At 35.7% G+C, this 11,980-nt stretch carries 13 protein-coding genes; 9 read left to right on the top strand and 4 right to left on the bottom strand.

Annotated elements, in window-relative coordinates; genetic code table 11:
- Positions 1-852: a LysR family transcriptional regulator gene (locus tag EGS71_RS20435; RefSeq protein WP_000460188.1), complete on the bottom strand. Its 852-nt coding sequence runs from the start codon at positions 850-852 to the stop codon at positions 1-3.
- Positions 853-1,003: 151 nt separating this feature from the next.
- On the opposite strand from EGS71_RS20435, the gene EGS71_RS20440 reads away from it, so the two are divergent.
- The 4 genes from EGS71_RS20440 (at position 1,004) to EGS71_RS20455 (ending at position 4,639) form a co-directional block, all read left to right on the top strand.
- Positions 1,004-1,672, top strand: coding sequence for an ankyrin repeat domain-containing protein (locus tag EGS71_RS20440; RefSeq protein ID WP_001232203.1), 669 nt, complete (start codon positions 1,004-1,006; stop codon positions 1,670-1,672).
- A gap of 15 nt (positions 1,673-1,687) precedes the next feature.
- Complete coding sequence (locus EGS71_RS20445; RefSeq protein ID WP_000646722.1) at positions 1,688-2,170, top strand: nucleoside deaminase; 483 nt, start codon at positions 1,688-1,690, stop codon at positions 2,168-2,170.
- Positions 2,170-3,348 (top strand): cyanate transporter, encoded by a 1,179-nt coding sequence (locus EGS71_RS20450; protein WP_000813788.1) that lies wholly within the window; start codon positions 2,170-2,172, stop codon positions 3,346-3,348. Before EGS71_RS20445 ends, EGS71_RS20450 begins: the two co-directional genes overlap by 1 nt.
- Positions 3,349-3,481: 133 nt before the next feature.
- Entirely contained in the window at positions 3,482-4,639 is a 1,158-nt protein-coding gene (locus EGS71_RS20455; protein ID WP_000204286.1) for a winged helix-turn-helix domain-containing protein, read from the top strand.
- A 79-nt stretch (positions 4,640-4,718) separates the two neighbouring features.
- Here EGS71_RS20455 and EGS71_RS20460 read toward each other — a convergent pair whose 3' ends face one another.
- On the bottom strand, positions 4,719-5,177 hold the full coding sequence (locus tag EGS71_RS20460; RefSeq protein ID WP_000615565.1) for a GNAT family N-acetyltransferase: 459 nt from the start codon (positions 5,175-5,177) through the stop codon (positions 4,719-4,721).
- A 314-nt stretch (positions 5,178-5,491) separates the two neighbouring features.
- Positions 5,492-6,151: an epoxyqueuosine reductase QueH gene (locus EGS71_RS20465; RefSeq protein ID WP_002015778.1), complete on the bottom strand. Its 660-nt coding sequence runs from the start codon at positions 6,149-6,151 to the stop codon at positions 5,492-5,494.
- 426 nt (positions 6,152-6,577) lie between these two features.
- Here EGS71_RS20465 and EGS71_RS20470 point away from each other — a divergent pair, with 426 nt between their 5' ends.
- The 4 genes from EGS71_RS20470 to EGS71_RS20490 all read left to right on the top strand — a co-directional run bounded on the left by EGS71_RS20470 (position 6,578) and on the right by EGS71_RS20490 (position 9,899).
- Complete coding sequence (locus EGS71_RS20470; protein WP_002025179.1) at positions 6,578-6,865, top strand: hypothetical protein; 288 nt, start codon at positions 6,578-6,580, stop codon at positions 6,863-6,865.
- 188 nt (positions 6,866-7,053) lie between these two features.
- Entirely contained in the window at positions 7,054-7,506 is a 453-nt protein-coding gene (gene soxR / locus EGS71_RS20475) for a redox-sensitive transcriptional activator SoxR (RefSeq protein WP_000004112.1), read from the top strand.
- A gap of 161 nt (positions 7,507-7,667) precedes the next feature.
- Complete coding sequence (locus tag EGS71_RS20480) at positions 7,668-8,102, top strand: I78 family peptidase inhibitor (RefSeq protein WP_000720063.1); 435 nt, start codon at positions 7,668-7,670, stop codon at positions 8,100-8,102.
- An 861-nt stretch (positions 8,103-8,963) separates the two neighbouring features.
- Complete coding sequence (locus EGS71_RS20490; RefSeq protein ID WP_000065199.1) at positions 8,964-9,899, top strand: dihydrodipicolinate synthase family protein; 936 nt, start codon at positions 8,964-8,966, stop codon at positions 9,897-9,899.
- Between the two features lie 56 nt (positions 9,900-9,955).
- Here EGS71_RS20490 and EGS71_RS20495 read toward each other — a convergent pair whose 3' ends face one another.
- On the bottom strand, positions 9,956-10,864 hold the full coding sequence (locus tag EGS71_RS20495) for a DMT family transporter (protein ID WP_000106979.1): 909 nt from the start codon (positions 10,862-10,864) through the stop codon (positions 9,956-9,958).
- A gap of 417 nt (positions 10,865-11,281) precedes the next feature.
- Between EGS71_RS20495 and EGS71_RS20500 the strand changes: the two genes are divergently transcribed.
- The gene (locus tag EGS71_RS20500; RefSeq protein WP_000174668.1) at positions 11,282-11,965 is read left to right on the top strand and encodes a GntR family transcriptional regulator; all 684 of its coding nucleotides are present in this window, start codon (positions 11,282-11,284) and stop codon (positions 11,963-11,965) included.
- Positions 11,966-11,980 lie beyond the last annotated feature (15 nt).

Raw genomic sequence — 11,980 nt, forward strand, 5'->3', positions numbered from 1 at the left:
CTAGGAGCCTGATTGGAAGCGATCATGTAAAACGGTAGCCATGTGATCGACAAGCTGGGAAATCAACCCAGCTTTTTCCCATGTATAAATTGAAACAACCATAGGTGAAGCTTCACCTAAAGATTTATATCTACGTACACGACGGCCTTTTGTTGTACTTACTGGCAGTAAAGATATTCCCAAACCTGTTTCGACACTTACTAGAACACTTTCTAAACTACTGCCTGTAAAAGCAATATACCAACGTCGCCGTTCACGTTCTAATGTTTCAAACATTTCATCTCGGTAAAGTCCACCTTGAGGAAAGGTCACTAAACGAATTGGTTCAGACAAAGGCGTAATCGCATTTTTACTTTCAAACCATGCCATTTCTTCAGGAAAAGAGGCATAACAATCGGCGCTGGCTGCTGATTCTTTCACAATAACAATATCTAGCTCACCATTACGATAGCGCTCTGTCAGGTTACGGCTTAAGCCTGAAGTGACATCTAACCGAATAGTACGATGTTCTTGAGCAAATAGACCGAAAACTTCTGCCATAGCAGTACTCATCATATCTTCTGGCAATCCAATTCGAATAGGAATGCTGCCAGCTGGATCTTTTAAGACCGCCTCAGCCTCTTGTTGAAGCGTCAAAATTCTTTGAGCATAACCAATTAAATATTCACCTGAAGCTGTTAATTGTAATGGTCTTGCTGTGCGATCAATAAGGGAGTGACCAACCGATTCTTCGAGGCGTGCTAACTGCTGACTAATAGTTGATTGTGTCAGATGCAACTTATCAGCGGCGGCTGTAAAACTACCACTTTCGAAAATGGTTACAAATGCACGAAGAAGACGAGGGTCAAACATAAATGAATACCATCAATTACGCAGAGAACAAGATGCTTAAGTATTTATAATCTTAATACAATCGATTAAATAATTTAATTTCCAAATACTTTTAAGCGCGCTTATTCTAGTGCCAAATTGTTATGCAATTCATTTTTATTTGGAGTGTTTCATGCGCAAGTCCCTCATATGGATCAATCTGATCATTGCGATGGGCGCTTTGGGTTTTACAAATGCGGTAAATGCAAAAGATGAATACCCTTTACACATGGCAGCTGCAAATGACGATATTCAGTTAATAAAACATATTTTGTCTCAAAAGACCTTAATTGATGCACGTGATGAAACAGGTTCAACAGCATTAATGGTGGCAACAAGAGCAAACAATATACATGCTGCTCATATGTTGATTGAGGCCGGCGCAGATGTAAATGCGAAAGATAATATACAAGATAGTCCTTATTTGTATGCAGGCGCACAAGGTTATTTAAAAATTTTACGAATGACACTCATGCATGGTGCCGATTTAAAGAGTACTAACCGTTATGGGGGAACCGCGCTTATTCCAGCAGCAGAACGGGGCCATGTAGAAACTGTCCGTACTTTAATTGCCGCAGGTGTAAACGTAAATCATGTCAATAATTTAGGTTGGACAGCTTTACTAGAAGCAATCATTTTAGGTAATGGCAAATCCAACTATCAGCAAATTGTGGCGCTTTTGCTAAAAGCTGGTGCCAATCCGAATTTGGCAGATAAAGATGGGATCACACCATTACAACATGCACGTACAAGAGGATATCGTGAAATTGAAAAACTCCTTCTTGTAGCTGGTGCAAAGTAGATGGAGGAGGAATAAATGAAAGCAAATCAGGAATTTTTACGTCAAGCCATTGAGCTTGCTTATAACAATATAGAAAAAGGTGGCCGACCATTTGGTGCAGTAATTGTAAAAGATGGCAAAGTAATTGCTTCAGGTGTTAATCAAATTTTGACAACCAATGATCCGACTGCACATGCTGAACTATTGGCAATTCGTGCAGCCAGCCAAATTCTAGGAACCGCGAATTTAGAAGGTTGTTCGGTATTTGCAAGCGGGCATCCATGTCCTATGTGTATGGCTGCAATGCGTTTAGCGGGTATAAAAACAGTTAACTATGCTTATTCTAATGAAGATGGCGCACCATTTGGTTTATCTACAGCTGAAATATATACCGATCTTGTAAAACCATTTGCTGAACAGTCCATGAAAATCGAATATGTGCCTGTTCGATTTGAAGACCGTACCGATCTTTATGTGTTTTGGAAAAATTATCAAGCTAAGCAATCGGGCCTAAAGTAATGAAGCAGTCTGAAGCTTTCTTGGCTCGTCCCATGCTTATTTTGACAGTCGCTCTGGTTGGACTTAATTTCAGACCTTTTATGACCAGTATTGGTCCTTTAGTCTCAAAGATTCGAGTAGGTACCGGATTAAGTCTACAAGGAATAGCTCTACTCACTTTATTGCCCATGATGTTGATGGGACTTATTGCCTTTATTGGTCCAATCGTACAGAGCATGGTTGGAGAACGCAGAGTTGTTTTGGGTGCTTTGCTGACTATTTGTATTGGATGCGCACTTAGATTTTTATTTCCTACAGCTGAGGGTTTAATTGCTAGTGCAATAATTATTGGTTTAGGCGTCGCGCTGATACAGGCTGCTTTTCCAGGAATTATTAAACGAGAGTTTAGTCAACATATCGGGCCTATGATGGGGCTTTATTCAGCTATGCTTATGGGTGGTGGTGCATTAGGCGCATGGTTGGCACCTGTGATTTCCAATATAACGGGTCTATGGTCACTGGGGCTGGCTTTCTTTACTATACCCGCTGTATTAGCATTATTATCAACATTTATTTTTTTACCCTCCATTGTAAGTTCGACTGCCCATCTGTCACCTGTAAAAACGTTATTAAAGAAACCTAGAACATGGTTGTTAATGCTGTGTTTTGGTTTGGTCAATGGTGGCTATTCTTCGGTGGTTGCGTGGCTGGCACCTTCGTTTCAAGATCATGGCTGGAGTATTTCTCAAAGTGGGAAATTGCTTGCCTTACTTGCCTTGAGTCAAGCAGCCTCGGCTCTGTCTTTGCCTATTTTAGCTAGACAATATAAAGATCGACGTCCGTGGTTGTGGTTTACTCTATTCATGCAATTTGCTGGCTTTGCAGGACTTGCTTTTATACCTGAATTTGCATCTGTGTTATGGGCAATTTGTTTAGGAATAGGCTTGGGAGGTTGTTTTGCTTTAACACTTATTGTGGCATTAGACCATTTTGAAGAGCCGAACAATGCGGGTGCTTTATCTGCACTTATGCAAGGAGGCGGTTTTTTACTTGCTGCAATACCGCCTTGGTTTGTAGCAGTTTTGCATGACTTTACAGGGACTTATAAGGCAGGTTGGATTTTTCATTTATGTAGTGTGATATTGGTCATTGTGTTAGTGGTAAGGTTAGCTCCAAGAAGTTATAACAAAATTCACTAATAAAGGTTTAGGTGAGTAAAGAATATTACGGACCTAAAGAAATACTATTTTGAAGGGAAGATAGTTAAATAAAAGTGATAGGATAATATTGAAACTTTCAGTTTTTAAATGAACACAACAATATTTGATTTTTATGACATCTTCTTTGAAAAAAATAGCTTTATTAAAACAGGGCTTAGAAAAAAATAGTCCATTCGCAGCAGGTAGGCAAGGAACATTAGAGGCGATTGACCATTTAGGTTATGTGCAGATTGATACCATATCTGTCGTTGAACGTGCTCATCACCATATATTGTGGAGTCGAGTGCCAGATTATGATTTAAGCCATTTAAACAGTTTGGTTCGTGAACGGCAGATTTTCGAATATTGGTATCATGCGGCATCTTATCTTCCTATGAAAGATTATCGATATGCATTACCGGCAATGATGTCTGTCAGAAAAGGGGAAAGTCGCTATTTTAATAGAGGCGATCAACACCTTATGAATGAAATTCTGGCACGTGTTCGTGCCGAAGGTAAAATTCGATTAAGGGATATTGATAAGAAAAATAAAGAGAGTTTAGGGAATTGGTGGAATACCGGTCCAGGCCGCCGTGCTTTTGAGCAGTTATATATGCAAGGTGACCTGATGATCTGTGAACGTAATGGTATGGAAAAAGTTTACGATTTGACTGAACGCTGCCTACCTGAAAATATTGATTTAAGTTTGCCTACGCTTTACGAATATGCTCAGTATTTATTTAATAATACGCTTCGAGCTCATGGTGCATTTACGTGGAAACAATTGGTTCATTTAAAGAAAAATGATTTAAAAGAAACCATGCGTGTCGTGCTGAAAGAGCAGATTGATGCAGGTGTCGTATCAGCGATTAAACTTGCAGATGGGCAAACTCTATATGTGGATGTAACTGCAATAGAGCAACAATTGGATACTGATTTTGGTCTAAAAATACTTTCGCCTTTTGATAACTCTCTTATTCATCGTGACCGTTTAACTTCTTTATTTGAATTTGATTATCGGATCGAATGCTATGTACCAGCGGCCAAACGGGTATTTGGATATTTTTGTTTGCCTATTCTTTATCAAAATGAGTTAGTAGGACGAATCGACTGTAAAGCACACCGGACAGTAAAAGAACTAGAAGTGATTAGTCTACATTTAGAAAAAACGGTAAAAGATAAAGAGCATTTCTTTTTTGAATTAGATCAGGAACTCAAGCGTTTTGCAGCATTTAATCAATGCTCAACTGTGAATGATAAGGTAGTCAAACTCATTCGCAGCAAGCTTTAAGTACCAATCTATTTGGGTAGTCAAAAATGATTAAAGCTAAAACACCAAAAGAGTAAAAATTTTTGGTGTTTAACTTCGCTTAGTTCAAAGACATACGGTACTGAATAACGCCGGGATTTTGTGCAATCCAATCATAGAGCTTTTGGGCTGTTTGATTGCTTTCTTGAGTATGCCAATATAAACGTTCACAGCTATGTTCGGTGGCTTGCTTCTGTACATACTCAATAAGTTGTTTACCAATGTGTCGTCCACGAACTTCAGGTGATACATACAGATCTTCTAAATAACAGTAGTTATTTTCTGCCCAAGTAGACCGATGAAACATATAAGTGACAAAACCTAAGATACGTTCTTTATTTTTGGCAACAGCACAATAAATAGGTTCTTTTTCATCGAAAAAACGATCCCAAGTCTTTTTTGTGATATGGAGGGGTAAATTGACCTGATAGAAATTTTGATAGGCAACCCAATATTCTAACCATTGAGTATAGTCTTGTTGTTGAACTGGCGAGACTTCGATCGTTTCATTTTGAATCATAATTACACTTCATTCTGACTAATTGATGAAATTATATGTTGGATATAAATGTTTTATAGAAACATTAAAGTATTAAAAACTAACACAATAAATTTGATGAGAAAAGAAATTGCTTATTTTTATAACTTTCTAAAATAAAAATTTTTTTATTAATCTTATTTTAAGCTAGCTTTATTATTCTAATAAAACAAAGCTCGTCTAAGTACACCTTTTAGCCACATTCTCCAGATGTGGCTCTTTTTATTTGCGGTTAGAAAAATCTAGAAGTAAATAAATATAATTAAATATTTATTTTTGAATCGCTATAAATTTTTTTAATCATTTTCCATTGTATTACTATAAAACTTAACACCTATTTTAATGCGATCTCGACCATTACTCATACGCCAGCGATTCGTATCACGTAGGGAATACACACAGCCACAATATTCTTGCTGGTAGAATTCTTCACGTTTACTAATCTCAATCATGCGGCTAGAGCCACCATTTTTTCGCCAGTTGTAGTCCCAGTACTGAATATCGGGATAGTGTGAAGCAGCGCGAATCCCGCAGTCATTGATTTGCGCCATATTTTTCCATCTTGAAATCCCTAAAGAGCTGCTGATTAGACTAAACCCATGTTCATATGCATACAAAGCGGTACGCTCGAAGCGCATATCAAAACACATGGTACAGCGGATACCGCGTTCAGGTTCATTTTCCATACCTTTAGCACGGGCAAACCAATTATCGGTGTCATAATCTGCATCAATAAAGGGAATATTATGTTTTTCTGCGAAGCGGATATTTTCTTCTTTACGAATGAGATATTCTTTTACCGGATGAATATTAGGATTATAAAAGAATATAGAAAAGTTTATATTAGACTCAATTAATGACTCCATTACTTCTCCAGAGCAGGGAGCACAGCAAGAATGGAGTAATAATTTATTATGTCCAGATGGGAGTTCGAGTTTTTGACGTTGAATAGCCATAATTAAAAAATAAGTTATATTTTTATATATTTTAGATTTTTTAACTGCTTATAAAAATGAATTTTTTTCAATTAATGATGAAAATATCTAATCTTTATTATTTGTGCTGAATAATAAAGTATTTTTTAATTTTATTACATATAACAAATAATATATTATATTTGTGTAATATTATTAAAAATAATTTTAACTTTCTATTGTTAAAAAAGTGCACTCAATGGAAAATAGTAATAATTTTATATTTGTGTAACTATTTGTCTTTTATATATTTATCTACTAAGTTTTAGCTAGGAAAATTGTGTGATGAACGTCTCAAATAAGTATTATTTTTTAAATTTAAATATTTTTTTAGATTTATATTTTTAATAAATTTATACTAAAACAGTTATTCTATTTTTCTCATTTGAGTATGTGATATTTTAAGATATGGACGATTGGCAATGTAAGTATTGTAATGGTTACATTATGGTTAATCATTCAAGGATAGAGGTAGGGGAAAAAGTTTACTTTTTGGTATATAAATTCGATGCAAAAAATGAAAGAAAAAAACTATATAAAAAAGGAACTGTAATTGCACGTTGTGATAGTATTTTACATATCGAATCAAGAAAAAAGACATATAAAATAGAGGAGGCTAAAGTCTATCCTTTAGGTGCACCTATGCCATTTGTTTATAATATGTTCTGGATATGTGGTTGTGAAAACAGACTATAATATTTTTATTGAATCTAAAATGAATAGTGAATTTAAATAATTTTGATGATTTTTTATTCAATTTTGCAAATTATAGTTTTTAATTTTTATAAATAGCTTAAATTGCTGAAAGGTTAAAGTTAGATTGCAATTTGACAAAATTTTAGCAACCTTTTATAAGACCTCAACTAAGCTTGAGATTAATAAAAATGAGTGAAAGGAATCAAAGTCGTTTGTTAACGGTTGGTGAGGTTGCAAAACGTAGCGGTGTTGCAGTTTCAACCCTTCATTTTTACGAATCTAAAGGTTTAATTAAAAGTATAAGAACCAATGGTAACCAACGCCGTTTTACTCTAGTGGTGTTACGTTACATTGCGATCATTAAAATTGCTCAAAAAGTTGGTATTCCATTAGATGAAATAAAACAAGCCCTAAGTAAATATCCGATGGGTTCTAAATTAACTGCACAACAATGGAAAGAGCTATCTCTCGATTGGCGGAAGAATTTGGATGAGCGTATTCAAAAACTCACAAGACTCAGAGACGAAATGGATTGGTGTATTGGATGTGGTTGTTTGTCATTAGAACAATGTCCATTAAGAAATCCAAATGATGTGTTGGGACAAGAAGGTGCCGGGCCACGTATTTTAGAAAGACCATAGAAAATAAATTTTATTGTTAAATATAACGCATCATAATTTAACATTTGCAATAGAGAATTATTTTGTAAGTTGCTCTCTATGAAGGTTTTTTATTGTAAACAAGTCATATAAAACATAAATTTTTTTGATATCTTTATTTCTTTTAGTAAGAAGCAAAATTTATGAAAAAAATTATCTTTCTTGGTTTAGCGCTTGTTTCGTTAACGGCTTGCTCATCAGTACAACATAAAGATTCAACTCCTCCAAAAATTGGTTCACCAAATCCTGCTAGTCAATATTGCGTTGAACAAGGCGGGAAATTAGAAATTAGAAATGAAGCAAATGGTCAGGTAGGTTATTGCCATTTGCCAAATGGACAAGTCGTCGAAGAGTGGAAATTATTCCGTGATAATCAGGCGAACTGTGTTTCAGAAGAAGCTCAAAAATTAGTTGGGCAATCTGGTTTAACCGATGATCAAATTAAGCAAAAAACGAAGTCAGAAATTGTTCGTAAAGTTGCTCCAGGTCAACCGATGACAATGGATTATCGTTCAAATCGAGTAACTGTCACAATTGATCCAACTTCTAAAAAAATTACTCAAGCAACATGTGGTTAATTCTTTAATTAAAGAATTAACTTAAGTTCGAACAAGAAGGCCTGTCAAAAGACAGGCTTTTTTTAGACAGCCAAATAAATTGTTAAGCTTAATCACATAAATTTTCATAATGCACAAAAACCTGTTAAACCTCATTCAAAGAAAAACAAACATAGGTGTTAAGTTTTAAGTTCCTTTTAAATCATGTGTAGGACCGAGCTATGATGCAAGCAATGTTTTTCTTTAGTGCTGGAGCAGTTTTTGGTTATTGCTATCGTCATTACGATGCTAAAGTTAAAAAAGCCAATGATTCAAAATAAATGATTAAAAAAGCCTGCTTCTTGAGTAGGCTTTTTTCTTTTTATTATTCCCACCCATTGAATAGAACATATTTTAAGTAATCATAAAAAAAGCCCCTAGCGGACTAGAGGCAGAAAAACTTCAGATGCAGGTAACAGGTGAATTATGCATCTGAGTTAAGTAGGTTGTATCAAACCATGTAAAGCACTTTACCAGTAAAAATGAGTAAAAATAGGGATGTGCGACTAATGGCTAATGTTTCCTGTATCTTTTTTAACCATTTTAAAAGTAAATAATTTTCTTCAGACCCGTTTAATTTTTGAACCTTTATTATTAATAAATCAGAAAAAAGCTTTCAAAACATATCCTATTTATCAGTTCTACAGTTTCTATCTTTGTTTTTTATACGTTTTTTTTAGATAAAAAGAATTTTAGAACAAAGACTATTCTTTTTTATGTATATCGTATACGATATATGAAGAATGATTGGACAGCTATTGATACCCATTCCATAACTTTTGAGATGGATTAACTCAAAAGTACAACTACCAATAGTTTTAACTATATTACTGAGGAATAATTATGAGTAATATCTTCACAGGATGTATCCCGGCGCTAATGACTCCATGTACTCCTAACCGTGAGCCAGATTTTGATGCGCTTGTGAAAAAAGGGCATGAGCTTATTGAAGCGGGAATGAGTGCGGTAGTGTATTGTGGTTCAATGGGCGATTGGCCTTTATTGACCGAAGCTCAACGTCAAGAAGGTGTAGCACGACTTGTAGCTGCTGGTATTCCGACAATTGTGGGTACTGGGGCAGTTAATTCAAAAGAAGCCGTTTCTCATGCAGCTCATGCAGAAAAAGTAGGTGCACAAGGGCTTATGGTAATTCCACGTGTATTATCACGTGGTGCATCGCCAACTGCACAAAAGGCACACTTTTCTGCGATTTTAAAAGCTGCTCCTAGCTTACCTGCGGTAATTTACAATAGCCCGTATTATGGATTTGCGACTCGTGCAGATTTGTTTTTTGAATTACGCCGTGAATTTCCAAACTTAATTGGTTTTAAAGAGTTTGGTGGTGCTGCTGATATGCGTTATGCAGCTGAGTTCATCACTTCCCAAGATGACTCTGTGACATTAATGGCTGGTGTAGATACTCAGGTTTTCCATGGTTTTGTTAACTGCAATGCAACGGGTGCGATTACGGGCATTGGTAATGCTTTGCCTAAAGAAGTTTTGCAGTTGGTTGACCTTAGTAAGAAAGCTGCAGCAGGGGATGCGAAAGCTCGTCGTTTGGCACAAGAATTATCAAGCGCTTTAGAAGTTTTATCGTCTTTTGATGAAGGTACTGATTTAGTCCTTTATTACAAGTACTTAATGGTACTTAATGGCGATAAAGAATATACCTTACATTTTAACGAGACGGATGCATTGAGTGAATCACAACGTAAATACGTTGAAACTCAGTATGAATTATTCCGTACTTGGTACCGTAACTGGTCAGCTGAAATCTAAGCAAATATCTATAAAAAAAGAGGCTAACGATTTAGCCTCTTTTTTACTTCTATTATTTATTTTTTAGTGAGGACAATAACGCAGAGGAATATTAAAACTAAACCTAAATAACTATTCATTGTTAAACTTTCGCCTACGACAACAACTGCCAATAAAGCTGCAACAGGAATTTCGACCAAAGCTAACGTCATGGCTTGACTGGCTGGAATACGTTTTAAACCGAAGCTAAAAAATAAATAGCCTAAGAACATAGGTACGATTGGGATATAAAGGGCTACCCAAATATTATTTGGATAATTAAATAGGTGAGTTGCTGTAATTAATAAAGTAGGTAATAACAGAACTGCTGAAATCCCAAAGATCACGCCCATGGCAGCTCTTGAGTTGATGCCTTTATGGATTAAGTTTTTCATAATCCATGAATATGTTGCATAACTCAGACTTGAGAGTAAGCCAAAAAATACACCTAATAGCCGTTCGGATTGGACGCCTTGATGTTGGTGACTATGTTCGCCTGCATATGAGAGTAAAACGACTCCTAAAAAACCAAGAATAAAACTGATAAGCCATTTTAAAGAAAGCTTACGTTTATCTAATAACCACTCAAGCATAACTGAAAACAAAGGGGCGCAGCCAATTGAAATAACAGTACCAATTGAAACACCAGCTAATGAGACCGAAGAATAAAAAGCAAACGGACAAAGAATAGAAACAATGACGGCAATCAAAACTTTGGTTTTATAGTCAAAAAGCTTTCGGTAATCTTTTTTAATGGCTTTTAAACTTAAAAATGTGTGAATTAAACCACCAAAGCCCACAGAAATGGTAGCAATCACAAGTGGACTGATGCCCTTTGCAAAAGATGCTGCTGTGCCTGCCGTACCCCATAGAAAAGCAGCAAATAGTACAGATAAGAAACCCGTATAATAAGTCAGGGAAAATTTTGCTTCTGTTGGCGTACTCATATGAAGTGACTCAAACTCTGAAAGTTTTATGCAGCAAGATTTCTACAAGATAAAATTTTTTACCTTGTAAGGAATAATCAGCTCAATGGATAAGAATTTTTGACAGTTTCCCGTCAAGAGAACAGGGTAGTATGCTGGTATTTATGACGATTTGCTTGGTTAAATACAATAAAATAATGACGATTTCGGCATAGTCTAATAATAGTTTTGTGAATTAAATGGTATAAAGTATACTTTGTATATGAATGATTTTAAAAATTATTGATTTATAGTGATATAAAAATAGTTTTTAAAAGCTTTATATGAAGGATAAGCCGTACCGAAAATGATGCTTTCAAAGCAATAATTTCATTATGGTGGATGACTAAAATTATCATCCTTTTGTTTGTGTCATATTTTGAGGTTAAGAGAATATTCGTGACGCTACCATCTTTTAATGTATCAAATCTTGGTGCAATGCCTTCGGTATCTGAAGTTATTGTCAAATATATTAGAGAAGCAATTATTGCAGGGCATATTGCTGAAGGTGAGCCGATCCGTCAGGATGAAATTGCCAAGCTATTTAATGTCAGCAAAATTCCGGTACGTGAAGCCTTAAAGCAACTTGAAGCCGAAGGTTTAGTTGAGTTTATAAAAAATCGCGGTGCAATTGTGACCCGAATCTCTGAAGAAGAATTAGCTCAGATTTTTGAAGTACGGGTTATGTTAGAAACGAAGTTGATTCAGCTCGCCGTGCCGAATATGACAGAAGAAACTTATAAAAAGGCAGATGAAATTTGTAATGCCTTTATCGATAACATGGATATTGGAAGCTGGACAACACTAAATTGGCAGTTACATGCGTGCCTTTATGAACCAGCACAGCGACCTTATATGCTCGGATTAATTCGTTCTATTTACGATAAAATTGAGCGCTATTTAAGATTGCAGATGAATGTTTCCGAAGGCAAATCGCGTGCAAATGATGAGCACAAAGAAATTGTGAAAGCCTGTAAAGCCAAGGATGTTGATTTGGCGGTTAAGTTAATTGAAGAGCATATTAATGGTGTTTGCCAATCACTTTATGAGCACTTACCTCACCATAAAAATGTGAAAAAATAAGCGCTGCATTCTTTA

The sequence above is a fragment of the Acinetobacter sp. FDAARGOS_559 genome, assembly GCF_003940475.1.
GTDB lineage: Bacteria > Pseudomonadota > Gammaproteobacteria > Pseudomonadales > Moraxellaceae > Acinetobacter > Acinetobacter baumannii.

Excerpts from the sequence above, each read along its gene's own strand:
- EGS71_RS20465 (WP_002015778.1), bottom strand. The coding sequence starts at position 6,151 with ATGGCTATTCAACGTCAAAAACTCGAACTCCCATCTGGACATAATAAA.
- EGS71_RS20445 (WP_000646722.1), top strand. The coding sequence starts at position 1,688 with ATGAAAGCAAATCAGGAATTTTTACGTCAAGCCATTGAGCTTGCTTAT.
- EGS71_RS20495 (WP_000106979.1), bottom strand. The coding sequence starts at position 10,864 with ATGAGTACGCCAACAGAAGCAAAATTTTCCCTGACTTATTATACGGGT.
- EGS71_RS20450 (WP_000813788.1), top strand. The coding sequence starts at position 2,170 with ATGAAGCAGTCTGAAGCTTTCTTGGCTCGTCCCATGCTTATTTTGACA.
- EGS71_RS20470 (WP_002025179.1), top strand. The coding sequence starts at position 6,578 with ATGGACGATTGGCAATGTAAGTATTGTAATGGTTACATTATGGTTAAT.
- EGS71_RS20435 (WP_000460188.1), bottom strand. The coding sequence starts at position 852 with ATGTTTGACCCTCGTCTTCTTCGTGCATTTGTAACCATTTTCGAAAGT.
- soxR (WP_000004112.1), top strand. The coding sequence starts at position 7,054 with ATGAGTGAAAGGAATCAAAGTCGTTTGTTAACGGTTGGTGAGGTTGCA.
- EGS71_RS20460 (WP_000615565.1), bottom strand. The coding sequence starts at position 5,177 with ATGATTCAAAATGAAACGATCGAAGTCTCGCCAGTTCAACAACAAGAC.
- EGS71_RS20440 (WP_001232203.1), top strand. The coding sequence starts at position 1,004 with ATGCGCAAGTCCCTCATATGGATCAATCTGATCATTGCGATGGGCGCT.
- EGS71_RS20490 (WP_000065199.1), top strand. The coding sequence starts at position 8,964 with ATGAGTAATATCTTCACAGGATGTATCCCGGCGCTAATGACTCCATGT.
- EGS71_RS20480 (WP_000720063.1), top strand. The coding sequence starts at position 7,668 with ATGAAAAAAATTATCTTTCTTGGTTTAGCGCTTGTTTCGTTAACGGCT.
- EGS71_RS20455 (WP_000204286.1), top strand. The coding sequence starts at position 3,482 with ATGACATCTTCTTTGAAAAAAATAGCTTTATTAAAACAGGGCTTAGAA.